Below are 25,181 nucleotides of genomic sequence, written 5' to 3' on the forward strand. Positions count from 1 at the left end.
TAGGTTATGGCTTTCGAGGTGCAGGAAGGCGGCAAGACCGCAGATCCTCGGGAGCTTACTCAAGTGAGTGACTGGGGTGAGTGGGCGCAGCCAACACACCTGCAGCTTGAAAGACGGCGGGTATGATGGAAGGATGGCAACGCGCTTTTGTCCTGCATAGCCGCCCGTGGAGCGAAACCAGTCTCGTGCTGGACGTCTTCACGGAAGAATCGGGTCGTGTGCGCCTGGTGGCTAAAGGCGCGCGCTCCAAACGTTCTAATCTCAAAGGCGCGCTCCAGCCTTTTACTCCGTTGTTGCTTCGCTTTGGTGGACGTGGTGAGGTCAAAACCTTACGCAGTGCCGAAGCCGTTTCTCTGGCTCTCCCCCTTAGCGGTATCACACTGTACAGCGGCTTGTATATCAACGAGCTTATCTCTCGCGTACTTGAGTATGAGACCCGCTTTTCTGAACTCTTTTTCGACTACCTGAACTGTATTCAGGCGCTGGCTGGCGCGACGGGTTCGCCAGAGCCTGCGCTGCGTCGCTTTGAGCTGGCCTTACTTGGACATCTGGGGTACGGCGTCGATTTTACCCACTGTGCGGGTAGTGGCGAGCCGGTGGACGACACCATGACCTATCGTTATCGGGAAGAAAAAGGGTTTATCGCAAGCGTAGTGATTGATAACGCCACCTTTACCGGACGCCATCTGAAAGCACTCGAATCGCGGGAATTTCCGGATGCTGATACGCTTCGCGCCGCGAAACGCTTTACCCGCATGGCGTTAAAGCCGTATCTTGGTGGTAAGCCGTTAAAAAGCCGGGAACTGTTCCGGCAATTTATGCCAAAACGCGCAGTAAAAACAAAAAATGATTAACGAGGATGGATTGCCATGGCCGAATTACTGTTAGGCGTCAACATTGACCACATTGCCACTTTACGTAATGCACGCGGCACCGCATACCCTGACCCGGTTCAGGCGGCGTTTATCGTTGAGCAGGCGGGCGCAGACGGCATTACCGTGCACTTGCGTGAAGACCGTCGCCATATTACCGATCGCGACGTGCGCATTTTGCGCCAGACGCTGGATACGCGTATGAATCTGGAAATGGCGGTAACCGAAGAGATGCTGGCGATTGCCGTTGAGACTAAGCCGCATTTTTGCTGCCTGGTGCCGGAAAAACGCCAGGAAGTGACGACTGAAGGTGGCCTGGATGTCGCGGGTCAGCGTGACAAGATGCGCGATGCCTGCAAACGCCTGGCGGACGCAGGCATTCTGGTTTCGCTGTTTATCGATGCTGATGACGAACAGATTAAGGCCGCTGCTGAAGTCGGCGCGCCGTACATCGAAATTCACACCGGCTGTTACGCCGATGCGAAAACCGACGCTGAACAGGCCAGCGAACTGGCGCGTATCGCCAAAGCGGCGACCTTTGCCGCCAGCCTTGGCCTGAAGGTTAATGCGGGTCACGGCCTGACGTACCACAACGTTAAAGCCATCGCCCGGATCCCGGAAATGCACGAGTTGAACATTGGCCATGCCATTATCGGCCGCGCGGTGATGAGCGGTCTGAAAGATGCAGTAGTCGAAATGAAGCGCCTGATGCTGGAAGCGCGTGGCTAATGGCGATTCTGGGATTAGGTACGGATATCGTGGAGATTGCCCGCATCGAAGCGGTGATCTCCCGTTCCGGCGACCGTCTGGCAAGACGCGTGCTCAGCGACAACGAATGGGCAATCTGGGAGACGCATCAGCAACCGGTGCGCTTTCTGGCGAAGCGTTTTGCGGTCAAAGAGGCGGCAGCAAAAGCCTTTGGTACCGGTATTCGCAACGGTCTGGCGTTTAATCAGTTTGAAGTCTTTAACGACGAACTCGGTAAGCCGCGTCTGCGGTTATGGGGGGAGGCGTTAAAACTGGCGGAAAAACTCGGCGTCGCACATATGCATGTGACGCTGGCCGATGAGCGTCACTACGCCTGCGCCACGGTGATCATCGAGAGCTAACGTTTCGTCGGCCTGATAAGCATAGCGTCATCAGGCAACGTTACAGCTTATCGGCGTGGTGCATTAGTACAAACTTATCCCACAGCTGCTCTTCCGTTTCGACATGTGCCGGATCTTTCAAAATAGTATTGGGGATCGGGCACACCTTCTGGCAGGTTGGCGTGTCGTAATGGCCTACGCATTCCGTACACTTGTCGCTGTTAATCTCGTAAATGCTGTCACCCATCGAAATCGCCTCATTCGGGCATTCGGGCTCGCACATATCGCAATTGATACACTTTTTAGTGATTAACAGGGCCATCAGGAAACTCTCAAAACATCACAAATCGGGCGGGCATTATACGCGCATTCTTTGCTCAGACCAGTTTTTTTACCAGTGCTTCGCTGTGGCGAATGCGTTCCGGAGCATGCTCCAGATCTTGCTGCACCAGCGCCATAAATAGTAAATCAGTGAGCATCATTTGCGCATGGGTAGAGGAAATCGCTGCGCTGCGTGTGGCCTGTTCTTCAGCAATCGTGTACAGACAATGAGTTGCGCGCTGTTGCAGGGCGTTAGGGGTAAATCCGGTGATGGCGAGAATTTTGGCTCCGGCGCGCAACGTTTCATCCGCAGCCAGGTTGAGTTCGCGGCGTTCTCCGGTATACGAAATGGCCAGCAGCAGATCGTTGGGTGAAAGCGCCTGCACCGCCGCCAGCAGGGCGTGCATATCGCGTTCAACCACCGCGTTAAACCCAATCTTTAGCAGTTTCCAGGCAAAATTCTGCGCTACCAGACCCGATGCGCCAATCCCGGTCAGGATAATGCGCCGGGCTGAGCGCAGCATCGTGACGCTCTCTATCAGTTTCTCTTCGCTGTTGACGTCCAGCGTCGCATGCATCGCCGCCACGTTCTCTTTAATCAGTTTTTCGCCCACCATACGCATGGGGTCGTCACCGCGAATCTGATTATGCACCGGAATGGAATGAGGGTTGGGATTGCTGGCCAACGCTTCGCTAATCGCCAATTTCAGCGCCGGAAACCCTTTAAAGCCCATCTTTTGCGCGAACTTCACCACGCTGGACTGGCTGACGCCTGCTTCAAAGGCCAGCTGCTGTGAGCTGAGATGACGCGCGGTATCCGGCTGAGCAAGAAGATAATCCGCAAGTTTTTTATCGCTTTGCGCGAGGTCCGGGTAACGCTGACGAATGCGAATTAAACAGTTCATGCTGTCTCCTGGCGAAAACGTGATGGCGATTGCAAAACAAAATTTCACTCGCCTGGATGAATATAATATTCCATTATGACAGATTATTATGAATTAAAAATTCCTAAGGAACAAAAAATGAATCTCGGTGCATTAGTTTCAGAAACCCGCAATCCACAGACCATGGATCTGGATGCGCTCTCAACGTTGGAGTTGGTTCATCGATTTAATCAACAGGATACGCTGGTAGCGGAAGCAGTAAAAGCAACTCTGCCTCAAGTTGCGTGTGCGGTCGATGCGGCAGCCAACGCGTTAAAAGCCGGTGGACGCATTATTTACATGGGCGCAGGTACCAGCGGACGTCTTGGAGTGCTGGACGCGTCTGAGTGCCCACCGACCTTCGGTGTACCGCATGGTCTGGTGGTTGGGCTGATTGCCGGGGGGCCGGGCGCGCTGCTCAAGGCGGTAGAAGGCGCGGAAGATAACCCGCAGTTAGGCGAGGACGATCTGCGCGCACTCAACCTTACCGCACAGGATCTGGTGGTTGGTCTGGCGGCTTCAGGTCGCACGCCGTATGTGATTGGCGGGCTGAAATATGCGCGTTCGGTGGGTTGTACGACGGCGGCTATTTCCTGCAATCCGGATTCTCCTGTCGCGCATGAAGCGGATATTGCGATCTCCCCGGTGGTGGGACCGGAGGCGTTGACCGGGTCAACACGGCTGAAATCCGGCACCGCGCAAAAACTGGTGCTCAATATGATCTCCACCGGTGCGATGGTGAAATTTGGCAAGGTGTACCAGAACCTGATGGTGGATATGCAGGCAACCAACGTCAAACTGGTCGATCGGGCGTGCCGTATGGTGGTTGAAGCCACCGGCATTGCGCGTGAACAGGCGCAAGCGCTGTTAAAGCAGACTGATTTTGACGTTAAGCCAGCGATTTTAATGGCGCTCACCGGCCTGGATGCCGCTGCCGCCCGTGAAAAGCTTGCCGCTCACCAGGGTTTTTTACGCGCGGCGTTAGAACACTAAGAGGTGTATATGGATAAGACGGCGGTGCTGGCCAGCGACATTCTGCTGGGCGTAGGTGGAGAGCAAAATATTCTGCGCCTGGAAAACTGTATGACTCGTGTCAGGGTGGAAGTTCAGGATGACGGTCAGATTGATATTCCCCGTCTCAGGCAACTGCCCGGTGTTAGCGGTTACGTGAAGCAGGGCGCGCAGCATCAGATAATCGTCGGCCCCGGTAAAGCTGCCAAGGTGGTGGATGCCATGCGCTCCCTGATTGCCGGTGGCGGCGAGCGTGCAGATGTGAATAATATCGAGCGCACCAAATCAGAGGCCAAAGCGAAGTACAAAGCGCCAATGAGCGATGCGCTGCGCAAGCTGGCGAACGTCTTTATCCCTCTTATTCCTGCGTTTATCGCCTCCGGTTTGATCACCGGCATTATAAACATCCTTAAGCGACCGGATATCGTGGGGGATTTTGCGACCCATTATCCGAATATGCTGGGGCTGATGGGCATATTTGGCAGCGCCGTGTTTGCCATCATGAATATTCTGGTTGGGGTGAATACCGCCAAAGTCTTCGGCGGCTCTCTGGCGATGGGCGGGGTGATGGCGGGGATCCTCTCCAGTCCGCAGCTGGCGCAGATTACCCTGTTTGGCGAAGCGTTGCAGCCGGGGCGCGGCGGGGTGATCGCAGTGCTGCTGGTGGTTGCGCTGATGTGTTGGATCGAGCGCAAATTCCGCGAGCTGTTGCCGGAATCGCTGGAGCTTATTCTTAACCCGCTGCTGACCACCATCATTACCGGGGCCATCGCGATTGTGGCGCTACAACCGCTTGGAGGCTGGATTTCTGAATCTATCGCTCACGGCGCATCCTGGGCTATCGACCGCGGCGGTTTCCTGGTTGGTGCCATACTAGCGGGAACTTTCCTGCCATTGGTGCTCACCGGACTTCATCAAGGGTTGGTGCCCATCCACGTTGAGCTGGTACAGGCACACGGTTATAACGCGCTCTTTCCTATCCTGGCGATGGCAGGCGTTGGACAAGTAGGGGCTGCGATAGCGGTGTTGATGAAAACCCGCAATGCGCGGCTAAAGAAAGTGATCAAAGGAGCGCTGCCGGTCGGGCTGCTGGGCATTGGCGAGCCGCTTATTTTTGGCGTCACGCTGCCGTTGGGTAAACCGTTTATCGGTGCCTGCCTTGGCGGAGCGGTAGGCGGGGCGCTGATTAGCTACTGGAAGGTGGCGACGGTTATCACCTTTGGCATCTCCGGTTTGCCGCTGGCACTGACGATTGTTGCCGGAAAAGTGATGTTCTATCTGTTAGGCTATCTGGTAGCAGTTATCGCCGGGTTCCTGTTTACCTGGCTATTGGGGTTCAACGATCCAGAGGAATAAGGTTTGACCAATCACCAGCGCCGCGTTGTTTTTTTTGATTTGGATGGCACGTTACATCAGCAGGATATGTTCGGTAGCTTTATACGTTATCTGCTGCGTCGCCAGCCGCTGAACGCGTTGCTTGTGCTGCCTCTGCTACCGGTGATTGCGCTGGCGCTGCTGATACAAGGGCGCGCCGCCCGCTGGCCAATGAGCCTGCTGTTATGGGGATGCACTTTTGGTCGTAGCGAGGCGCGTCTGAAAGGGCATCAGGCTGACTTTGTGCGCTGGTTTCGCAGTAACGTGACGGCCTTTCCGCTCGTGCAGCAGCGGCTGACAACCTACCTGTTAAGCTCTGACGCCGAAATCTGGCTTATCACTGGCTCCCCGCAGTCGCTGGTCGAGCAGGTGTACTTCGACACGCCGTGGCTACCGCGTGTCAATCTGATCGCCAGTAAAATGGCGCGGGGATTCGGCGGGTGGGTACTGCCTCTGCGCTGTCTGGGCCATGAGAAAGTGACGCAACTGGAACGCCACATTGGTGCGCCGCTTCAGCTTTACAGTGGCTACAGCGACAGTAATCAGGACAATCCTCTGCTCTCTTTTTGCCAGCATCGCTGGCGCGTCACGCCGCGCGGAGAGCTGCAACAACTCGAATAGAGTAAACGATAGCGTCTGTGTATAATGCGCCCGCTTTGATTACTGGAGTTACCCCCTTTGTCTGAAGTTGAATTTAGCCACGAATACTGGATGCGTCATGCTTTAACGCTGGCTAAGCGCGCCTGGGATGAGCGTGAAGTCCCGGTGGGCGCGGTATTGGTACATAACAACCGCGTGATTGGCGAAGGCTGGAACCGTCCGATTGGTCACCATGATCCGACTGCCCACGCTGAAATTATGGCGCTGCGTCAGGGCGGCCTGGTGCTGCAAAACTACCGTCTGTTGGATACCACGCTGTATGTCACTCTGGAGCCGTGTGTGATGTGCGCAGGCGCGATGGTGCACAGCCGTATCGGCCAGGTCGTTTTTGGCGCGCGCGATGCGAAAACGGGGGCAGCCGGGTCATTAATGGATGTACTGCATCACCCTGGAATGAATCATCGGGTGGAGGTGACCGAAGGGGTGCTACGAGATGAATGCGCCACGTTGCTCAGTGATTTCTTCCGCATGCGTCGTCAGGAAATCAAAGCGCTGAAAAAAAACGCCAATTTGTAAATGCCGGTCTGATTGCCTGATGACGCTGCGCTTATCAGGCCTACGAGGCTACTTGTCCTCTTTTTTCTGCGGTGAAAACAGCAGGGAAGGGGAGTGCGACAGGTAATTTGACGACGTCTGAGACAGAAACGCCGAAAGCGGCAATTCATCTTTACCTATTAGCTCTGCCGGCGTCACCGCCGGGTAATCCTGCGCCAGTTGCTGCGTTTCAAGCGCCCGTTTTTCTTTCTCCTGCAGATACCCCACCAGGCTAATCTGGTACTTACGGATATTTTCTACATAAGCGTAGGCTTCGTGGCCTCGCGCATAACCATAGGTCAGCTTGTTGTAATACGGCTTTTGGCTGAGCAGCGGCAGACGCTGTTTTACGTCGGACCAACTGTTCGGATTGCCTTTGGTTTTCACTGTCAGCGCCCGTGCATCCAGCATGTGCGCATAACCCATGTTGTAGGCTGCGAGCGCAAACCAGATGCGTTCCCCTTCGGGGACGGTATCGGGCACTTTACTCATCATATCCTGCAAATACCGTGCACCGCCGCTGATGCTTTGTTCGGCATCGGTACGGTCGGTCAGTCCGAGACTTTGAGCGGTATTTTTGGTCAGCATCATCAACCCGCGTACGCCGGTCGGGGAAGTGGCCTGCGCGTCCCAGTGCGACTCCTGATAAGAGATTGCGGCGAGCAGTCGCCAGTCTATCTCCTGCGCATATTTCTCAAACAGCGGCTTAAGGTCCGGCAATACGCTGTCTACGGCGCGTAAAAAGGTGCGGGTATCAACATAGTCAAAATCATCGCCATGTCCGAGATACTTTTCTTCTAGTCGCGCCAGAGAGCCGTCTTCATTCATGGTGTTAAAAAAATCCAACAGGGCGGCAGACAGCGTGTTGTCATCGTCCAGGCGACTAAACCAGGTCACCGGCTGTTCGTCAGATACGTCCAGCGCTACGGCCAGTTCAGGATGTACGCGCTGGTATAAGCTGATGGCGACGGAATCAGCAATGGTGTAATCCAGCTTCCCGGCGATAACATCATCAAGCAGTTCAGTAGTGCCCTTTTTGTCATCCACCTTCCAGCTCAGATCGGGAAATTTATTCTCTTTAAGTAACTGGAGATCGTTAACCACCACGTGTCCCGGGGCGATGGTCAGCTGATTTTCGTTCACAGTGGCAAGAGTGCGCGGGCGGTATTGCCCAACCCGATACACCAACTGTTGTGAAACCGAATAGTAGGTTGGGCCGGGCTGGTAATTTTTCACCCGCTCGCTGTTATATACCAGGCCTGCGGCTAACAGATCGGCATGGCCGTTATCCAGGTCGTCAAAGAGCTGGCTGATGTTCTGGCGCACGGTGACTTTTAACTTCACGCCCAGGTAGTTGGCGAACGCCTGAGTCAGTTCATAATCCAGGCCGAATTTCTTACCGTTGAGGGTCGCGTAAGTTAACGGCGAGTCGAGGGTACTGACGCGCAGTTCTCCCCGCGACTGAATGGCGGCGATACGATTTTCGGCTTTACCGAACCAGGGAATAGATGGCCAGAGGGCCGCTGCCAACAACAGCGTTAATATGCCGATGAACAGATAATTAATCTTTAATTTTTTCAATTAGTTAATTCTCTGAACCGTACGTTGTCTCTGCCTGCTGTGGTGATGATTAAGAAGTGAAGTCGTCATTAATGAGCGGCATTTTGCTTAAACTTGCGTCAGTTGGCAACTTATTCAGAAACCAGACCGCATTTGATGATAAGAGACGGTCGTGATTTTATTTCGACGCAAACGGTTTCGTCGGCGCGGTAGATTCTTTATAATGACGCCCGTTTCCCCCACTTGGGCACACCGAAAGCTTAGAAGACGAGAGACTTATGATGGAAATTCTGCGTGGTTCACCTGCACTGTCTGCATTCCGTATTAACAAACTGCTGGCACGTTTTCAGGCTGCCAACCTCCAGGTCCACAATATTTACGCCGAGTACGTCCATTTTGCCGATCTGAATGCACCGTTGAATGAGGATGAGCACGCCCAGCTTGTACGCCTGCTGAAATATGGTCCTGCTCTTCACAGCCATGCCCCTGAAGGCAAACTGCTGCTGGTTACGCCTCGCCCTGGCACCATCTCCCCGTGGTCTTCTAAAGCGACTGATATTGCCCACAACTGCGGCCTGCAACAGATTAGCCGTCTGGAACGTGGCATTGCCTGGTATGTAGAAGCCTCTACGCTGACCGCTGAGCAGTGGCAGATGGTTGCCGACGAACTGCACGACCGCATGATGGAAACGGTTTTCTCTGCGCTGAACGATGCCGAAAAACTGTTTGTCCATCACCAGCCTGCGCCGGTCTCCAGTGTTGATCTGCTGGGTGAGGGACGCCAGGCGCTGATCGACGCTAACCTGCGTCTGGGTCTGGCGCTGGCGGAAGACGAAATCGACTATCTGCAGGATGCGTTTACCAAACTGGGACGCAACCCGAACGACATTGAACTGTACATGTTTGCGCAGGCTAACTCCGAGCACTGCCGCCACAAAATTTTTAACGCCGACTGGGTTATCGACGGTAAACAGCAGCCCAAGTCGTTGTTCAAGATGATTAAAAACACTTTCGAAACCACGCCGGACCACGTGCTGTCTGCCTATAAAGACAACGCCGCGGTAATGGAAGGTTCTGAAGTGGGCCGCTACTTTGCCGACCACAAAACCGGCCGCTACGATTTCCATCAGGAGCCAGCCCACATCCTGATGAAGGTTGAAACCCACAACCACCCGACGGCTATCTCTCCGTGGCCGGGCGCGGCTACCGGCTCCGGCGGCGAAATCCGCGACGAGGGTGCAACCGGTCGTGGTGCAAAACCGAAAGCCGGGCTGGTGGGCTTCTCCGTTTCCAACCTGCGTATTCCTGGCTTTGAACAGCCGTGGGAAGAAGACTTTGGTAAGCCGGACCGTATTGTTACCGCGCTCGATATCATGACCGAAGGTCCGTTGGGCGGCGCGGCGTTTAACAACGAATTCGGTCGTCCGGCGCTGACCGGCTACTTCCGCACCTACGAAGAAAAGGTCAACAGCCACAACGGCGAAGAGCTACGCGGTTACCATAAACCGATCATGCTGGCGGGGGGGATCGGTAACATCCGTGCCGATCACGTGCAAAAAGGTGAGATCGTCGTTGGCGCCAAGCTGATCGTCCTCGGCGGTCCGGCGATGAACATCGGGCTTGGCGGCGGGGCGGCCTCCTCTATGGCTTCCGGCCAGTCTGATGCCGATCTTGATTTCGCTTCGGTACAGCGCGACAACCCGGAAATGGAACGTCGTTGCCAGGAAGTTATCGACCGCTGCTGGCAGATGGGCGATGCGAACCCGATCCTGTTTATCCATGACGTTGGCGCAGGCGGTCTGTCTAACGCCATGCCGGAGTTGGTAAGCGATGGCGGTCGCGGCGGTAAGTTCCAGCTGCGCGATATTCTTAGCGACGAGCCGGGTATGAGCCCGCTGGAAATCTGGTGTAACGAATCCCAGGAGCGCTATGTGCTGGCGGTTGCCGCTGACCAGCTACCGCTGTTTGACGAACTGTGTAAGCGCGAGCGCGCGCCGTATGCGGTGATCGGTGAGGCCACCGAAGAACAGCATCTCACACTGAGCGACAGCCACTTCGATAACCAGCCGATCGACATGCCGCTTGATGTGCTGCTGGGTAAAACCCCGAAAATGACCCGCGATGTGCAGACGCTGAAAGCCAAAGGCGACGCCCTGAATCGTGGCGAAATCTCGATTGCAGATGCGGTTAACCGCGTGCTGCATCTGCCGACTGTCGCTGAGAAAACGTTCCTCGTAACGATCGGCGACCGTACCGTTACCGGCATGGTGGCGCGTGACCAGATGGTTGGTCCGTGGCAGATCCCGGTAGCCAACTGCGCGGTCACCACCGCAAGCCTGGATAGCTACTACGGTGAAGCGATGTCTATCGGTGAGCGTGCGCCAGTTGCGCTACTGGATTTCTCGGCCTCTGCGCGTCTGGCGGTAGGTGAAGCGCTGACTAACATTGCGGCAACGCAGATTGGCGATATCAAACGCATTAAACTGTCGGCTAACTGGATGGCGGCTGCGGGTCACCCCGGTGAAGATGCCGGGCTGTACGAAGCGGTAAAAGCCGTTGGGGAAGAATTATGTCCGGCGCTTGGCCTGACTATTCCGGTGGGCAAAGACTCTATGTCGATGAAAACCCGCTGGCAGGAAGGTAATGAGCAGCGTGAAATGACTTCGCCGCTGTCGCTGGTGATCACCGCCTTTGCCCGCGTGGAAGACGTGCGCCACACGATAACCCCACAGCTCTCTACTGAAGACAACGCCCTGCTGCTGATTGACCTCGGTCTTGGTCACAACGCGCTGGGCGCGACGGCGCTGGCACAGGTTTATCGTCAACTGGGCGATAAGCCTGCCGACGTGCGTAACGTTGAGCAACTGAAAGGCTTCTACGACGCCATTCAGGCGCTGGTCGCGCAGCGTAAGCTGCTGGCCTACCATGACCGTTCCGACGGCGGACTGCTGGTTACGCTGGCGGAAATGGCCTTCACCGGTCACTGCGGTATTGACGCTGATATCCACTCTCTGGGTGACGATCGTCTGGCGGCGCTGTTTAATGAAGAGCTGGGCGCAGTGATCCAGGTTCGCGCTGCTGACCGTGAAGCGGTTGAGGTGTTGCTGGCACAACATGGCCTGGCAGATTGCGTGCACTATCTCGGCCAGGCGGTAACGGGTGACCGTTTCACCCTGAGCGCCAACGGTCAGCCGGTGTTCAGCGAAAGCCGCACCACGCTGCGCATGTGGTGGGCGGAAACCACCTGGCAGATGCAGCGTCTGCGCGACAACCCGGAGTGTGCCGATCAGGAACACGACGCGAAAACCAACGATGCCGATCCTGGCCTCAACGTTAAACTGTCGTTTGATATCAACGAAGATGTTGCCGCCCCGTACATCGCTACCGGCGCGCGTCCAAAAGTGGCCGTGCTGCGCGAGCAGGGCGTGAACTCCCACGTTGAAATGGCGGCTGCCTTCCACCGTGCGGGCTTTGACGCCATCGATGTGCATATGAGCGACCTGCTGGGCGGACGTATCGGTCTGGGTAACTTCCAGGCGCTGGTCGCTTGTGGCGGGTTCTCTTATGGCGATGTGCTCGGCGCAGGGGAAGGCTGGGCGAAGTCGATTCTGTTCAACAACCGCGTCCGTGATGAGTTCGAAACCTTCTTCCATCGCCCGCAAACGCTGGCGCTCGGGGTGTGTAACGGTTGCCAGATGATGTCTAACCTGCGTGAACTGATCCCGGGAAGCGAGCTGTGGCCACGCTTTGTGCGTAACCACTCCGATCGTTTTGAAGCCCGCTTCAGCCTGGTCGAAGTGACGCAAAGCCCGTCTTTACTGCTTGCCGATATGGTTGGTTCGATGATGCCGATTGCCGTTTCTCACGGTGAAGGCCGTGTGGAAGTGCGTGACGGCGCACATCTGGCCGCGCTGGAGAGTAAGGGACTGGTGGCGCTGCGCTACGTTGATAACTTCGGTAAGGTGACCGAGACCTACCCGGCTAACCCGAATGGTTCGCCGAACGGAATTACTGCCGTTACTACTGAAAATGGTCGCGTCACCATTATGATGCCGCACCCGGAACGCGTATTCCGTACCGTGAGCAACTCCTGGCACCCGGAAAACTGGGGCGAGGACAGCCCGTGGATGCGTATCTTCCGCAACGCGCGTAAACAACTCGGGTAATCAGCTCGATAACCTTTAAGCCCCTCTGCGTGAGGGGCTTTTTTTTGTCAGTCATTTTGTATGCCGCTATCCGACAATGCGTTTAAGTGTCGGGAAATCCCGACATAGGTGGGGTTACGTTGTCGCTAAAAAGAGACATTTAATTATATGATTTACAATGAATTTGTTTTTAAGTGCTGTGGGTGTTGCTGATTGGCGACAGTAAGGGTGAAAAATAGCCAAAATCATTTTTCATATGAATAAGAACATTTTCTATATTTATCATTGTGTTAATAAAGTGTTTTGAATATTGGCACAGATGCTGCATAATATAGCCCAGTGGCTCATTCACCTTCTTATGTCAGCCCCTTCGGGACGTGCTACATAAACTTCGAATGACGCACAACAAGGTGCCTGCCGTCCAACATCTGATATTAGCATCGCTCATATCAACCTTCGGGCGAAACGTCGAGTTAGGCACCGCCTTATTCCACAACAAAGCCGGGTTAATCCCGGCTTTGTTGTATCTGACGTTCCCCTCAGTTAGCATCAACCTATTCCTGTCCATTGAGAGTAACGCCTTGAAGCGCTGGTCTGTTTTCCCCCGATCTTTACGTCAATTGGTTACGTTGGCATTTTTGCTTATCCTGCTGCCGTTGTTAGTTTTGGCCTGGCAGGCGTGGCAAAGTCTGAATGCCCTGAGCGCGCAGGCGGCGCTGACGAACCAAACCACGCTGATTGACGCCAGACGCAGTGAAGCGATGACCAATGCCGCGCTGGAGATGGAGCGTAGCTACCGGCAATACTGTGTGCTTGATGACCCAACGCTGGCTAAGGTTTACCAGAGCCAACGTAAACGCTACAGCGACATGCTGGATGCGCATGCGGGTGTGTTGCCGGATACCAAGCTTTATCAGGCACTGCGTCAGGACCTCAACGATCTCGCGCAGTTACAGTGCACCAACAGTGGTCCTGATAGCGTGGCGGCGGCGCGGCTGGACGCTTTCGCCAGTGCCAATACTGAAATGGTACAAGCGACGCGCACGGTCGTCTTTTCTCGTGGGCAGCAGCTACAGCAGGAAATCGCCGAACGTGGGCAGTTCTTTGGCTGGCAGGCGCTGGTGCTGTTTCTTGTCAGCCTGGCGATGGTGTTGCTGTTTACCCGCATGATAATCGGTCCGGTGAAGGGCATAGAAAAAATGATCAATCGTCTGGGGGAAGGGCGCTCGCTGGGCGATAGCGTATTATTTACGGGACCCCGGGAGCTGCGGTCCGTGGGCCAGCGCATTATCTGGCTGAGCGAACGTCTCTCCTGGCTGGAGTCACAACGACATCAGTTTTTACGCCACCTGTCCCATGAGCTAAAAACGCCTCTGGCGAGCATGCGCGAAGGTACCGAGCTGTTAGCCGATCAGGTCGTTGGGCCGTTAACGCCAGAGCAAAAAGAGGTGGTCGGTATTCTTGATGACAGTAGCCGCAACCTGCAAAAACTGATTGAGCAACTGCTCGATTACAACCGCAAGCTGGCGGATGACGAGGTTGAGCTTGAACGTGTGGAAATCGCGCCGCTAGTGGAAAGCGTTGTTTCTGCACATAGCCTGCCCGCTCGCGCCAAAATGATACATACTGATGTTGCGCTTGCGGTGAACGCCTGCCTGGCAGAACCGATGCTATTGATGAGCGTGCTGGACAATCTTTATTCCAATGCGGTGCACTATGGCGCTGAATCCGGTAACATTTGGATCCGCAGCAGTTTGCATGGCTCAATGGTATACATTGATGTAATGAATACCGGCACACCGATTCCAGAAGCAGAACAGACCATGATCTTCGAGCCTTTTTTCCAGGGTAGCCATCAGCGAAAAGGGGCGGTAAAAGGAAGCGGGTTGGGGCTGAGCATTGCCAGAGATTGCATCCGCCGTATGCGGGGCAAACTGTATCTGGTTGATGAGCATGCGCAAAACGTTTGTTTTCGCATAGAACTGCCGCTATCTGCAGCGAAAAATCACTAAAATAAACCTAAGTCTGGTGAGTATGCCATACGTTGTTGTCCGAATGCTTAAACGACATTTTTTCCGTCGCGTCATCCTCGCAAGCCTGCCGTGTCTGGCGCTGGTAGGCTGCGTCCCGAACGCGGTGAATCATATTATCGGCGACCCTTCGCAGGAGAAAATTCCGCCTCATCAACTGGCGGACTACCTTGCTACCGACTGTAGCGATATCTGGTCGCTGTCTGGTCAGCCCACAGAGACCAATCCGCTGTACTGGCTGCGGGCGATGGATTGCGCCAATCGCCTGATGCCGGTACAGGCGCGTAGTGAAGCCAGCACGATGATGCCTGATACCTGGCAGGGGGCTTTCAGGCGCGGGATCCTGCTTGATAACGCCAACATTACGCCGCCTGAAAGGCGGGAGACGGTTACGCGCCTCGACGCATTAAGCCCGCAAATTCCGCCACAGGTACGGCCGCTGTATCAGGTCTGGCGCAGCAGTCAGACGTTGCAGTTGCAACTGGCCGAAGAGCGTATGCGCTACAGCAAGCTTCAGCAGGCATCAGACAGCGATCTTGATACGTTACGTCAGCAGCAACAACACTTGCAGTCTCAGCTCGATCTCACGACCCGCAAGCTGGAGAATCTGACCGATATCGAACGCCAGCTTTCCACGCGCAAACCTGCCGGTAGTTACAACCCTGATGCGCCGCACGGGAACGATAAACTCACCCCACCTGATAACGAGGAAGGCGCAGCGTCGTCTGCCGATGAGGTCACGCCATGATAAGCCGTAAGCCCGCGCATCTGCTGCTGGTGGATGACGATCCCGGCCTGTTGAAATTACTTGGAATGCGCCTGACCAGCGAAGGCTACAGCGTCGTAACCGCAGAAAGCGGGCAGGAAGGGTTGCGGGTACTGAACCGTGAAAAAGTGGATCTGGTTATTAGCGATCTGCGCATGGATGAAATGGACGGCATGCAGCTGTTTACTGAAATCCAGAAAGTGCAGCCGGGAATGCCGGTTATTATCCTTACCGCTCACGGTTCCATCCCCGACGCCGTTGCGGCGACCCAGCAAGGGGTGTTCAGCTTTCTCACTAAGCCGGTGGATAAAGACGCGTTATACCATGCGATCGACGGGGCGTTGGAACAGTCTGCGCCTGCCGCTGATGACAGCTGGCGTGAGTCCATCGTCACCCGCAGCCCACTGATGCTGCGCCTGCTGGAACAGGCGCGCATGGTGGCGCAATCGGACGTAAGCGTATTGATCAACGGCCAAAGCGGAACCGGGAAAGAAGTTTTTGCCCAGGCCATTCACAACGCCAGCCCGCGCAGCCACAAGCCCTTTATTGCCATTAACTGCGGCGCATTGCCGGAACAACTGCTGGAGTCCGAACTGTTTGGTCATGCGCGCGGCGCCTTTACCGGCGCGGTGAGCAATCGTGAAGGGCTGTTTCAGGCCGCGGAAGGCGGAACGCTGTTTCTCGATGAGATTGGCGATATGCCCGCGCCGTTGCAGGTTAAATTGCTACGTGTATTGCAGGAGCGAAAAGTCAGGCCGCTGGGCAGTAACCGCGATATCGATATTGATGTGCGGATCGTTTCCGCGACCCACCGCGATTTACCCAAAGCGATGGCTCGGGGGGAATTTCGCGAAGATTTGTACTATCGCCTCAACGTGGTGAGCCTGAAGATCCCGGCGCTGGCCGAGCGTACGGAAGATATTCCGCTGCTGGCAAACCATCTGCTGCGCCAGTCTGCTGAACGACACAAACCGTTCGTGCGCGCCTTTTCGACCGATGCCATGAAACGACTAATGACCGCCAGTTGGCCTGGTAACGTGCGTCAGTTGGTTAACGTGATTGAGCAGTGCGTGGCGTTGACCTCTTCGCCGGTGATCAGCGACGCGCTGGTGGAGCAGGCGCTGGAAGGGGAGAATACCGCGCTGCCGACCTTTGTTGAAGCGCGTAACCAGTTTGAACTCAACTACCTGCGTAAGCTGTTGCAAATCACCAAGGGCAATGTGACCCATGCGGCGCGAATGGCGGGGCGCAACCGCACCGAATTCTACAAGTTGCTCTCTCGCCATGAGCTGGATGCAAACGATTTCAAAGAATAAATCTGCGGATTATGTTAGTTTTATTCGATCAAAAGACAGGCGACCTTTTCAAGGAATAGCATGAAAAAGATTGATGCGATTATTAAACCCTTCAAGCTGGACGACGTCCGCGAAGCGCTGGCTGAAGTCGGCATTACCGGTATGACTGTAACAGAAGTGAAAGGGTTTGGCCGTCAGAAAGGCCATACTGAGCTGTACCGTGGTGCGGAATATATGGTGGATTTTCTGCCGAAGGTAAAAATTGAAATTGTGGTCACCGACGACATCGTCGATACCTGCGTCGACACCATTATTCGTACTGCCCAGACCGGTAAAATCGGTGACGGTAAGATTTTTGTCTTCGACGTGGCACGCGTGATTCGTATTCGCACCGGTGAAGAAGACGACGCGGCAATCTAAGCCGCGCCGTGCTTGCCGGATGGCGGTGTAAACACCTTATCAGGCCTACAATATCCCGTAGGCCTGATAAGCGCAGCGCCATCAGGCATGAGTAATTACAAGACTTTATGCGGGCCGAAGCATTCGTAATGAATGTTCTCGTTTTTCACGCCCAGGCCGACCAGCTGCTTCGCGGCAAACTGCATAAAGCCAACCGGACCGCACAGATAAAACTGCATCGCCGGATCGCTGATTGCGCCTTCCAGTTTGTTCAAATCCATCAGACCAATACTATCAAACGCACCTTTCGCGCGATCGGCTTCGGTTGGCTCACGATACCAGGTGTGTGCGCTAAAGCGTGGCAGCGTTTTGCCCAGTTCATTCACTTCATCGGCAAAGGCATGTACATCGCCATTTTCTGCCGCGTGGAACCAGTTAACCTGCGCCGTATGATTCGCTTTTGCCAGCGTATCCAGCATCGCCAGCATCGGGGTTTGACCCACGCCTGCTGAAATCAGAGACACTGGGGTATCGGTCGCAACGTCCATAAAGAAATCGCCCGCAGGTGCAGCTAAGTGAACGACATCGCCCACATTCGCATGGTTGTGCAGCCAGGTGGAAACCTGACCACCGTCTTCACGCTTCACAGCAATACGGTAGCCTTTGCCATCGGGTTTACGGGTCAGTGAGTACTGACGAATTTCCTGATGTGGGAAACCTTCCGGCTTCAGCCAGACGCCCAGGTATTGCCCCGGATGATATTCAGCCACTGCGCCACCGTCGACAGGTTCAAATTCAAAGCTGGTGATAAGTGCACTGCGTGGGGTTTTTGCCACGATGCGGAAAGGACGGGTACCTTCCCAGCCGCCATTTTTATTGGCATTTTCACTGTAGATCTGCGCTTCACGGTTGATGAAAACGTTCGCCAGCACGCCGTATGCTTTGCCCCATGCATCCAGAACTTCCTGGCCCGGACTGAACATTTCGTCCAGCGTTGCCAGCAAATGGCCACCTACGATGTTGTACTGCTCCGGCTTAATTTGGAAGCTGGTATGCTTCTGCGCGATTTTCTCAACGGCAGGCAACAGCGCCGCCAGGTTCTCGATATTGCTGGCATACGCGGCAATAGCGTTAAACAGCGCTTCCCGCTGATCGCCATTACGCTGGTTACTCATGTTGAAGATTTCTTTCAGCTCTGGGTTATGCGTAAACATGCGATCGTAGAAATGGGCGGTCAGCTTCGGGCCTGTTTCAACCAGCAGGGGAATGGTGGCTTTCACTGTAGCGATGGTTTGTGCGTCAAGCATACGGTCTTCCTTTATCTGAAATTTTAATGATGTATGTCAAATGCATCTTATAAAAAATACCCCTGCATTGTAAATGGTTCTTTGTCACTTTGCGTTGTAAAGGTTACATCGTGAAAAATCTGCATCACAAACCTGAAAAGAAATCCGTTGAAATTCAGCAGACCTTTGTTCTCCAAAGCCTTGCGTGCCGTGAAGGTAATCGTTTGCGTAAAATCCTTTGTCAAGACCTGTTATCGAAGAATGATTCGGTTATACTGTTCGCCGTCGTCCAACGGGACTGCCTTTTTAGGCCGAAATTCTATTGTTAGCTGAGTCAGGAGATGCGGATGTTAAAGCGTGAAATGAACATTGCCGATTATGATGCCGAACTGTGGCAGGCTATGGAGCAGGAAAAAGTACGTCAGGAAGAGCACATCGAACTGATCGCCTCCGAAAACTACACCAGCCCGCGTGTTATGCAGGCGCAGGGTTCTCAGCTGACCAACAAATACGCTGAAGGTTATCCGGGCAAGCGCTACTACGGCGGTTGCGAGTACGTTGATATCGTTGAGCAATTGGCTATCGATCGTGCAAAAGAGCTGTTTGGCGCTGACTACGCTAACGTACAGCCGCACTCCGGCTCCCAGGCTAACTTCGCTGTTTACACCGCTCTGCTGCAACCGGGTGATACCGTTCTGGGTATGAACCTGGCGCAAGGCGGCCACCTGACTCACGGTTCCCCGGTTAACTTCTCTGGCAAGCTGTACAACATCATCCCTTACGGTATTGATGAGTCCGGTAAAATTGACTACGAAGATATGGCTAAGCAGGCCAAAGAGCACAAGCCGAAGATGATCATCGGCGGCTTCTCTGCTTACTCCGGCGTTGTTGACTGGGAAAAAATGCGTGAAATCGCCGACAGCATTGGCGCATACCTGTTCGTTGACATGGCGCACGTTGCGGGCCTTATCGCCGCAGGCGTTTACCCGAACCCGGTTCCACACGCACACGTAGTGACCACCACCACCCACAAAACCCTGGCGGGTCCGCGCGGCGGCCTGATCCTGGCGAAAGGCGGTGACGAAGAGCTGTACAAAAAACTGAACTCCGCGGTGTTCCCAAGCGCGCAGGGCGGCCCGCTGATGCACGTGATCGCGGCGAAAGCCGTGGCGCTGAAAGAAGCGATGGAGCCTGAGTTTAAGGTTTACCAGCAGCAGGTTGCCAAAAACGCCAAAGCGATGGTGGAAGTGTTCCTGAACCGTGGCTACAAAGTGGTATCTGGCGGTACTGAAAACCACCTGTTCCTGCTGGATCTGGTTGATAAAAACCTGACCGGTAAAGAAGCTGACGCCGCACTGGGCCGCGCTAACATCACTGTTAACAAAAACAGCGTGCCGAACGATCCGAAGAGTCCGTTTGTGACTTCCGGTATCCGTATCGGTTCTCCGGCTGTAACTCGCCGTGGCTTTAAAGAAGCGGAAGTGAAAGAGCTGGCTGGCTGGATGTGTGACGTTCTGGACAACATCAATGACGAAGCCGTTATCGAGCGCGTCAAAGGTAAAGTTCTGGATATCTGCGCACGCTTCCCGGTTTACGCGTAATTCTGCTTTACGCAAAACGAAAGGCCGCTGATGCGGCCTTTTTTAATGCCTGATAGCGCTGCGCTTATCAGGCTGCTATCACAACGACTTCAGCGCTACGCCTTCATCGCACAGCGCTTCCTCGCTTACCACTCGTCCTGAATGAATTAACTTACGCAGTGCGCGCACTTCGCGTCCGTTGTTGAGCGCTACTGCGCCAATTAGCTTCCCATCACGCAGGTGGAACCAGATAGCCTTGCCGTCATCCGGATTGCCACGACATAACCATGTTTGCCCTTGCATATCGCCAACAAATTGCAGATTGTCATTAAATTGGTCGGTCCAGAACCAGCCTGGCGTCTTCTCCGGCAACGGCAGATTAAGCATTGCGGCAGCGGCAATCTGTGCCTGGTTATTGGCATTTTCCCAGCTTTCTACTCGTTCTAACGAACCGTCGGGCTGGCGCGTTATCGCCACATCACCGGCGGCAAAAATCGCGGGATCGGAGGTGATGCAGGCGGAGTCAACGATAATACCGTTAGCCGTCTCCAGCCCCGCTTCGCGAGCCAGCGCATCATTCGCCACGATGCCGATGCCATAAACCAGCGCATCGGCCTGTAGCGTCTCGCCGTTTTGCAGGGTAAGCGAGAGAAACTCTCCCGCTTCAGCGTGCTCAATGGCGCTGTTGAGCAGCACCCGCACCCCTGCCTGTCGGTGGCGGTTTAGCAGATAGTCGCGCACCGGAGCTGGGGCGTTGCGACCCATTACCGTTGAGGCCAGCTCCACTAACGTCACCCGACAGCCGCGTTGGATCGCGCTGGCCGCTAATTCCAGGCCAATGGTGCCCGCACCGACAATCACAATCGACTTGCCCGGCAGCAAGGCACCGCGCAGACGCTCGGCATCTTTGGCGTGACGCAGGGTAAAGCAACGTTCGCCCAGGTTATCCAGTAACGGCAGCGGTCTGGCGGCGGCCCCGGTCGCCAACAGCAACTGCGACCAGCGGTAAGACTGACCATCGGCGAGCATCAGCGTGCGCGAGGTGCGGTCAATCTGACGCAGCGTGACGCCAAGATGCAGCTGTACGTTGTTCTCCCGCCACCAGTCAGCGTTCAGGATCGGCTGTCGCTGTGGATTTTCGTCCAGCAGCATCGCTTTGGAGAGCGGAGGGCGTTCATAGGGCAGATACGGCTCATCGGAAAACAGATGCAATTCGCCGTTAAATCCTTGCTGACGCAGTGCGACGGCGGCCATTGCCGCAGCCTGACCACCGCCGACGATAGCGATAACTTTATGGCTCATAACGCCTCCTCAGAGATCCAGTCCGGCGGCAACGTGACGAATACCGCGAATGCCCAAACCGGCATCGGCATTGATCATCACGCCACTCAATGTGCGATTGTTGCGCTTTGACGCCAGCATCACATACGGGCCGGTAAAATCCGCTGGCTCAGGAAAAAACTGCAACGGCAAAATGGCGGCGATTTTTTCCGGCGTCAGCGACTGCATAATCGACGTATCGCCCTGGCCCAGCGCCTGTGGGCCGCGCAGATCGGTCGCCATACCGCACGGACCGACGCCGTTGACGCGCACCTTTGGCGCCAGCTCGTAGGCTAACTGGCGAATCAACCCGGTGGCGGCATGTTTAGAGGCGGTATACAACGGACCGCCGCCGCCGGGATACCACGCCGCGTTGGAAAGGGTAAAGATGATGTTGCCTTCGCTGGCGATAAGCGCAGGGGCGCAGGCTTTTGCGCCCAGCAGATAGCCCAGCACGTTGACGTTAAACAGCTCATGAAAGCCGCTCTCCAGCGCGTCTGCTGGCGTATTGACCAGCGAGGCGTTGTGATCCCATATCCCGGCGTTGCCGATCAAACAGTCCAGCGTGCCGTAGCGCGCCAGAATTTGATCCACCGCGCGCTGATAGTCGGCGTAGTAGGTGACGTTGCCTTCTACTGCCAGCACATGTTCGCCAAAACGTTGGCGCAGGCTGGCGACTTTGGCTGGCGAAAGTTCCAGCGTGGCGACCCGCGCGCCTTCCTCAATGAAACGCTCGACCAGCGCCAGGCCAAGACCGGAGCCGCCGCCGGTGATAAAGACCACGTTATCGCGTAAATCGCTCATCTCGCGTCCTCTGGAATATCAACGAACACATCGCTACCTTCCACGTACACCGCGTAGGTGGTCAGCGGATCGGTGGCAGGTAAACACAACGCCTTACCGGTTTTCAGGCAGAAACTGGCGGCATGCAGCGGGCATTCCACCGTCGCGTCGTCTTCCAGATAACCTTCCGACATCGAGGCATTACCGTGGCTACAGCGATCGTTAATGGCATAAAACTCGCCGCCAACGTTGAACAGCGCGATGACGGGCGAAGTGTCGAGCCGGAGCGCTTCACCCTCCGGCAAATCCCCTACGGGGCAGGCATAAATACGACTCATCAGAACAATACACTCAGGTTATGGGAGGTGATCACCGCTTGATCCAGCACGATCTCACGCTCCAGTAAGCGCCACTCATCGCCCGGTAAACGGCGCACTTTGTCCATGCGCATGCCGACGTAAAAGGTTTCATCGCGCTCTTTTTGCGCGCGATACAGCAGATAGTTAAGGCGCACGGCGAATACATCCGGCACTTCGGTTTCACTGACCTGGCAGTTGCTGATCAGGTGTCGGGTACGCGACGGCGGCTCCTCTGCCCAGGCCATTCCGGTTTCCAGTCGCGCAATACGGCGTTCAAGCTGATCTTTATTGTCGTTAAAAATCCAGGTGGTTGGCGGCTGCACGCCTTTGCGACGATCGCGCGTCTGGGCATTGACCGTTGTGCGCATGGTATAGCGAATGTCGTCATCCAGCTGTGCCAGCCAGTCGCGAAACTGCCAGTCATCCAGCAGGCTGGCTTCATGGTAGAGAAACTGCGTAATGCGGTGATGCAGTTCCAGGGAAACTAAAGCACTCATTTCATCACCTCCTGCTGGTAAGCGGCGGTTTTTTCCTGCACTTCCTGCCAGCTTTCGCTGCTGAGTAAATCAGCCCAGCGCTGATACATGCCGCGGGCGGCGGTTTCTGAGAAGATGTAGTTGGTGATCCCCGGAATGCCGTCTTCACGACGTTTCTCCTGACCTAACCCCATTTCCAGGCACAGTTTGCTATTACGCGCCCGATGGCCCTTCAACAGTTTTTGAATTTCACTCCAGTTTTCCGAGTCGTCCTGCTCAAGGAATCCGGCGGGGCCAAAAGCGCGCGTAGCGCTGTTTTCAAATGCGGCTTTCACTTCATCAGAGGCGGCTTTATCGGTAATACAGAACGCCCACACTTCAACCTGATCAGGACCGCGCGGATGCCAGACGCGCAACGTAGCGGTACCATTGAGCCAGGAAAGCGTTGGAAAAATGTTGTTGTGACCGGCCAGACGCAGAGCACGAACCTTACCCAGACGCTGTTCAGCTTCTGCGTAGGTGTCGCGGTAGTAGCTGGAGACTTCGCCGTCGACCCACACGTTGGCATCCGGCTTTTCGGTAAAGAAGAAGCCGCTGCCGTGCCCGTCCTGGCCGAACTGTAGTGCATCTTTGGCGGTTTCCCACACAGGGCGAGCGGTTTGTCCGTCACCGAGGCGTTTATCGCTACCGTCGTCTTTTGCCCCCAACACCTGCACAGCGGAGGCATGGCTGAACAATGCGTGATACTGATCGCTGGCAAACTGTTCGGCGGGGAATTTCCAGTTACAGTCGATGGTCCACTTCTGTACGCCGCCGACGATTTCTGTGCCGCCTTCGCGGCGGTCAAGCACGCCGTCGAGATACCACGCGATGTCACCGAGATAATCGCGCAGCGTGGGCGCGGTGGTGTCCCAGTTGCCGAAAATCAGCCCTTTATAGCTCTCTACGCCAGGAACTTCGTTCAGTCCCCAGTGCGATTTGCATAGCCCTTGCGGGTAAGCGCGAGGCTCCAGCGGGACGTCGATCAGCTCGCCATTGATACCGTACGACCAGCCGTGATACGGGCAGGTAAAGGCGCGAGTGTTCCCGCAGTCGGCGTAGCTGACGCGCATCGCCCGGTGGCGGCACTGGTTGAGAAACGCTTTGATGCTGCCGTCTTTCTGGCGAACCACCACGACCGCATCCTCGCCCATGTAGGTGTTAAAAAAATCACCGGCTTTGGGGATTTGGCTTTCGTGGGCGAGAAATAGCCAGCAGCGCCCGAAGATGCGCTCCAGCTCCAGTTGGTAAATTTCTGGGTCAGTATAAATCCGTGGGGTTACACGACCGTTTTGCGTGTCGATCAGTTGGTAGATGTCTAAATTTGAGGGTGTGGTCATATTTTTTAATCCTGAAAGATAAGATGTATTGACCTTCTATTTTTGTGCCATAAGGATGTTGCTGGTTAGTTATCAATCTGTGAAATAGTAAATTTCTACCAGTTGAGACATTTTTTCGATAACAAGGAGAAGGGCATGGAACTGAGGCACTTACGCTATTTTGTGGCGGTGGCGCAGGCGCTGAATTTCACCCGGGCGGCAGAAAAGCTGCATACCTCTCAGCCGTCGTTAAGCAGCCAGATCCGCGATCTGGAAACCTGCGTGGGCGTTCCGTTACTGGTGCGGGACAAGCGAAAAGTTGCGCTGACGGCGGCCGGGGAGTGCTTTTTACAGGATGCGCTGGCGATCCTTGAGCAGGCGGAAAATGCCAAAGTTCGCGCCCGTAAAACGGGGCAGGAAGATAATCATTTCGCTATTGGTTTTGTCCCTTCCGCTGAGGTGAATTTGCTCCCGAAGGTGCTACCCTTATTTCGTTTAAAACAACCGGATACGCACATTGAGCTGGTAAGCCTGATAACCACCGAACAGGAAGAAAGGATCCTCAACGGAGAACTGGACGTGGGCTTAATGCGTCACCCGGTGTACAGCCCGGAGCTGGATTATCTGGAGCTGATTCATGAGCCGCTGGTCGTGGTGTTACCGGTGAATCATCCGTTAGCCAATGAGCAAGCGATCTCCGCAGAACAGTTACACGGCGTAAATTTTGTCAGTACCGATCCCGCTTATTCCGGGGCGCTAGCGATGATTGTCAAAAACTGGTTTCAGCAGCAGGAAAGCCAGCCCAATATTGTGCAGGTAGCGACCAATATACTGGTGACCATGAATCTGGTCGGCATGGGACTGGGGGTGACTTTGATACCCGGTTATATGAATAATTTTAATACCGGGCAGGTGGTTTTTCGGCCAATCGTCGGTGAAGCGCCAACGCTGGCATTGTTGATGGCATGGAAGAAGGGCGAGCTAAAGCCCGCCCTGCAGCAATTCATCGAACTGGCACAACGCCAGAGGATAGAGTAAAGC

General features: G+C 55.0%; 23 protein-coding genes. 14 read left to right on the forward strand and 9 right to left on the reverse strand.

Annotated features, from left to right (window positions below; genetic code table 11):
• The first annotated feature begins 125 nt into the window (after positions 1–125).
• From recO to acpS, 3 genes are read left to right on the forward strand one after another with little or no spacing between them, the layout of a single operon-like run.
• Positions 126–854 (forward strand): DNA repair protein RecO, encoded by a 729-nt coding sequence (recO, locus tag HV352_RS06025; RefSeq protein WP_016154047.1) that lies wholly within the window; start codon positions 126–128, stop codon positions 852–854.
• Between the two features lie 15 nt (positions 855–869).
• Positions 870–1,601 carry a pyridoxine 5'-phosphate synthase gene (gene pdxJ / locus HV352_RS06030; RefSeq protein WP_016157172.1) on the forward strand — a complete coding sequence of 244 codons (732 nt, stop codon included), beginning with the start codon at positions 870–872 and terminating at the stop codon, positions 1,599–1,601.
• Positions 1,601–1,981, forward strand: coding sequence for a holo-ACP synthase (gene acpS, locus HV352_RS06035; protein WP_003037588.1), 381 nt, complete (start codon positions 1,601–1,603; stop codon positions 1,979–1,981). Before pdxJ ends, acpS begins: the two co-directional genes overlap by 1 nt.
• A gap of 40 nt (positions 1,982–2,021) precedes the next feature.
• Here acpS and HV352_RS06040 read toward each other — a convergent pair whose 3' ends face one another.
• Both HV352_RS06040 and HV352_RS06045 read right to left on the reverse strand, forming a co-directional pair.
• The gene (locus tag HV352_RS06040) at positions 2,022–2,282 is read right to left on the reverse strand and encodes a YfhL family 4Fe-4S dicluster ferredoxin (protein ID WP_003037590.1); all 261 of its coding nucleotides are present in this window, start codon (positions 2,280–2,282) and stop codon (positions 2,022–2,024) included.
• 55 nt (positions 2,283–2,337) lie between these two features.
• Complete coding sequence (locus tag HV352_RS06045; RefSeq protein WP_016154045.1) at positions 2,338–3,186, reverse strand: MurR/RpiR family transcriptional regulator; 849 nt, start codon at positions 3,184–3,186, stop codon at positions 2,338–2,340.
• 117 nt (positions 3,187–3,303) lie between these two features.
• On the opposite strand from HV352_RS06045, the gene murQ reads away from it, so the two are divergent.
• The 4 genes from murQ to tadA all read left to right on the forward strand — a co-directional run bounded on the left by murQ (position 3,304) and on the right by tadA (position 6,765).
• The gene (murQ, locus tag HV352_RS06050; RefSeq protein ID WP_016154044.1) at positions 3,304–4,197 is read left to right on the forward strand and encodes an N-acetylmuramic acid 6-phosphate etherase; all 894 of its coding nucleotides are present in this window, start codon (positions 3,304–3,306) and stop codon (positions 4,195–4,197) included.
• Between the two features lie 9 nt (positions 4,198–4,206).
• Positions 4,207–5,571 carry a PTS transporter subunit EIIC gene (locus HV352_RS06055; RefSeq protein ID WP_101700139.1) on the forward strand — a complete coding sequence of 455 codons (1,365 nt, stop codon included), beginning with the start codon at positions 4,207–4,209 and terminating at the stop codon, positions 5,569–5,571.
• Positions 5,572–5,574: 3 nt separating this feature from the next.
• Positions 5,575–6,210 (forward strand): phosphatidylglycerophosphatase C, encoded by a 636-nt coding sequence (gene yfhb, locus HV352_RS06060; RefSeq protein ID WP_016157167.1) that lies wholly within the window; start codon positions 5,575–5,577, stop codon positions 6,208–6,210.
• Between the two features lie 90 nt (positions 6,211–6,300).
• Complete coding sequence (gene tadA, locus HV352_RS06065; protein WP_231040546.1) at positions 6,301–6,765, forward strand: tRNA adenosine(34) deaminase TadA; 465 nt, start codon at positions 6,301–6,303, stop codon at positions 6,763–6,765.
• A 48-nt stretch (positions 6,766–6,813) separates the two neighbouring features.
• Here the strand turns inward: tadA and mltF are convergent, their stop codons facing one another.
• Positions 6,814–8,364: a membrane-bound lytic murein transglycosylase MltF gene (gene mltF, locus HV352_RS06070; protein ID WP_016157165.1), complete on the reverse strand. Its 1,551-nt coding sequence runs from the start codon at positions 8,362–8,364 to the stop codon at positions 6,814–6,816.
• Positions 8,365–8,621: 257 nt separating this feature from the next.
• Here mltF and purL point away from each other — a divergent pair, with 257 nt between their 5' ends.
• From purL to glnB, 5 genes are all read left to right on the forward strand, one after another.
• Entirely contained in the window at positions 8,622–12,509 is a 3,888-nt protein-coding gene (purL, locus tag HV352_RS06075; protein WP_103766628.1) for a phosphoribosylformylglycinamidine synthase, read from the forward strand.
• 560 nt (positions 12,510–13,069) lie between these two features.
• Entirely contained in the window at positions 13,070–14,500 is a 1,431-nt protein-coding gene (gene qseE / locus HV352_RS06080) for a two component system sensor histidine kinase QseE/GlrK (RefSeq protein ID WP_049282310.1), read from the forward strand.
• Between the two features lie 22 nt (positions 14,501–14,522).
• Complete coding sequence (gene qseG, locus HV352_RS06085; RefSeq protein WP_016157162.1) at positions 14,523–15,266, forward strand: two-component system QseEF-associated lipoprotein QseG; 744 nt, start codon at positions 14,523–14,525, stop codon at positions 15,264–15,266.
• Complete coding sequence (gene glrR / locus HV352_RS06090; RefSeq protein ID WP_304412487.1) at positions 15,266–16,600, forward strand: two-component system response regulator GlrR; 1,335 nt, start codon at positions 15,266–15,268, stop codon at positions 16,598–16,600. The genes qseG and glrR overlap by 1 nt, the downstream gene beginning before the upstream one ends.
• A 60-nt stretch (positions 16,601–16,660) precedes the next feature.
• Positions 16,661–16,999 carry a nitrogen regulatory protein P-II gene (glnB, locus tag HV352_RS06095; protein WP_002914032.1) on the forward strand — a complete coding sequence of 113 codons (339 nt, stop codon included), beginning with the start codon at positions 16,661–16,663 and terminating at the stop codon, positions 16,997–16,999.
• Between the two features lie 95 nt (positions 17,000–17,094).
• Here the strand turns inward: glnB and hmpA are convergent, their stop codons facing one another.
• A complete protein-coding gene (gene hmpA / locus HV352_RS06100) occupies positions 17,095–18,285 on the reverse strand; it encodes an NO-inducible flavohemoprotein (RefSeq protein ID WP_047358255.1) in 1,191 nt (396 codons plus the stop codon).
• A 326-nt stretch (positions 18,286–18,611) separates the two neighbouring features.
• Here hmpA and glyA point away from each other — a divergent pair, with 326 nt between their 5' ends.
• A complete protein-coding gene (gene glyA, locus HV352_RS06105; RefSeq protein WP_181635283.1) occupies positions 18,612–19,865 on the forward strand; it encodes a serine hydroxymethyltransferase in 1,254 nt (417 codons plus the stop codon).
• A gap of 78 nt (positions 19,866–19,943) precedes the next feature.
• Here glyA and hcaD read toward each other — a convergent pair whose 3' ends face one another.
• The 5 genes from hcaD to hcaE are packed head-to-tail and all read right to left on the reverse strand — an operon-like array spanning position 19,944 to position 24,161.
• Complete coding sequence (gene hcaD / locus HV352_RS06110) at positions 19,944–21,146, reverse strand: phenylpropionate dioxygenase ferredoxin reductase subunit (protein WP_181635284.1); 1,203 nt, start codon at positions 21,144–21,146, stop codon at positions 19,944–19,946.
• A 9-nt stretch (positions 21,147–21,155) separates the two neighbouring features.
• On the reverse strand, positions 21,156–21,968 hold the full coding sequence (hcaB, locus tag HV352_RS06115; RefSeq protein ID WP_104651148.1) for a 3-phenylpropionate-dihydrodiol/cinnamic acid-dihydrodiol dehydrogenase: 813 nt from the start codon (positions 21,966–21,968) through the stop codon (positions 21,156–21,158).
• On the reverse strand, positions 21,965–22,285 hold the full coding sequence (hcaC, locus tag HV352_RS06120) for a 3-phenylpropionate/cinnamic acid dioxygenase ferredoxin subunit (RefSeq protein ID WP_016154025.1): 321 nt from the start codon (positions 22,283–22,285) through the stop codon (positions 21,965–21,967). The genes hcaB and hcaC overlap by 4 nt, the downstream gene beginning before the upstream one ends.
• The gene (hcaF, locus tag HV352_RS06125; protein ID WP_016154024.1) at positions 22,285–22,803 is read right to left on the reverse strand and encodes a 3-phenylpropionate/cinnamic acid dioxygenase subunit beta; all 519 of its coding nucleotides are present in this window, start codon (positions 22,801–22,803) and stop codon (positions 22,285–22,287) included. The genes hcaC and hcaF overlap by 1 nt, the downstream gene beginning before the upstream one ends.
• Positions 22,800–24,161 carry a 3-phenylpropionate/cinnamic acid dioxygenase subunit alpha gene (gene hcaE, locus HV352_RS06130; protein ID WP_047416457.1) on the reverse strand — a complete coding sequence of 454 codons (1,362 nt, stop codon included), beginning with the start codon at positions 24,159–24,161 and terminating at the stop codon, positions 22,800–22,802. Before hcaE ends, hcaF begins: the two co-directional genes overlap by 4 nt.
• A 135-nt stretch (positions 24,162–24,296) precedes the next feature.
• On the opposite strand from hcaE, the gene hcaR reads away from it, so the two are divergent.
• Positions 24,297–25,178 carry a DNA-binding transcriptional regulator HcaR gene (hcaR, locus tag HV352_RS06135; protein WP_019077393.1) on the forward strand — a complete coding sequence of 294 codons (882 nt, stop codon included), beginning with the start codon at positions 24,297–24,299 and terminating at the stop codon, positions 25,176–25,178.
• Positions 25,179–25,181: the final 3 nt, after the last annotated feature.

Origin of the sequence: Citrobacter sp. RHBSTW-01044 (genome assembly GCF_013781945.1) — a bacterium.
Classification (GTDB): Bacteria; Pseudomonadota; Gammaproteobacteria; order Enterobacterales; family Enterobacteriaceae; genus Citrobacter; species Citrobacter braakii.

Bases quoted from the DNA above. Each gene is read 5' to 3' on its own strand.
- hcaD (WP_181635284.1), bottom strand. From the start codon at position 21,146: ATGAGCCATAAAGTTATCGCTATCGTCGGCGGTGGTCAGGCTGCGGCA.
- HV352_RS06055 (WP_101700139.1), top strand. From the start codon at position 4,207: ATGGATAAGACGGCGGTGCTGGCCAGCGACATTCTGCTGGGCGTAGGT.
- murQ (WP_016154044.1), top strand. From the start codon at position 3,304: ATGAATCTCGGTGCATTAGTTTCAGAAACCCGCAATCCACAGACCATG.
- purL (WP_103766628.1), top strand. From the start codon at position 8,622: ATGATGGAAATTCTGCGTGGTTCACCTGCACTGTCTGCATTCCGTATT.
- HV352_RS06045 (WP_016154045.1), bottom strand. From the start codon at position 3,186: ATGAACTGTTTAATTCGCATTCGTCAGCGTTACCCGGACCTCGCGCAA.
- glyA (WP_181635283.1), top strand. From the start codon at position 18,612: ATGTTAAAGCGTGAAATGAACATTGCCGATTATGATGCCGAACTGTGG.
- hcaB (WP_104651148.1), bottom strand. From the start codon at position 21,968: ATGAGCGATTTACGCGATAACGTGGTCTTTATCACCGGCGGCGGCTCC.
- hcaC (WP_016154025.1), bottom strand. From the start codon at position 22,285: ATGAGTCGTATTTATGCCTGCCCCGTAGGGGATTTGCCGGAGGGTGAA.
- tadA (WP_231040546.1), top strand. From the start codon at position 6,301: ATGCGTCATGCTTTAACGCTGGCTAAGCGCGCCTGGGATGAGCGTGAA.
- hcaE (WP_047416457.1), bottom strand. From the start codon at position 24,161: ATGACCACACCCTCAAATTTAGACATCTACCAACTGATCGACACGCAA.
- pdxJ (WP_016157172.1), top strand. From the start codon at position 870: ATGGCCGAATTACTGTTAGGCGTCAACATTGACCACATTGCCACTTTA.
- HV352_RS06040 (WP_003037590.1), bottom strand. From the start codon at position 2,282: ATGGCCCTGTTAATCACTAAAAAGTGTATCAATTGCGATATGTGCGAG.
- glnB (WP_002914032.1), top strand. From the start codon at position 16,661: ATGAAAAAGATTGATGCGATTATTAAACCCTTCAAGCTGGACGACGTC.
- hmpA (WP_047358255.1), bottom strand. From the start codon at position 18,285: ATGCTTGACGCACAAACCATCGCTACAGTGAAAGCCACCATTCCCCTG.
- hcaR (WP_019077393.1), top strand. From the start codon at position 24,297: ATGGAACTGAGGCACTTACGCTATTTTGTGGCGGTGGCGCAGGCGCTG.
- hcaF (WP_016154024.1), bottom strand. From the start codon at position 22,803: ATGAGTGCTTTAGTTTCCCTGGAACTGCATCACCGCATTACGCAGTTT.
- acpS (WP_003037588.1), top strand. From the start codon at position 1,601: ATGGCGATTCTGGGATTAGGTACGGATATCGTGGAGATTGCCCGCATC.
- qseG (WP_016157162.1), top strand. From the start codon at position 14,523: ATGCCATACGTTGTTGTCCGAATGCTTAAACGACATTTTTTCCGTCGC.
- recO (WP_016154047.1), top strand. From the start codon at position 126: ATGGAAGGATGGCAACGCGCTTTTGTCCTGCATAGCCGCCCGTGGAGC.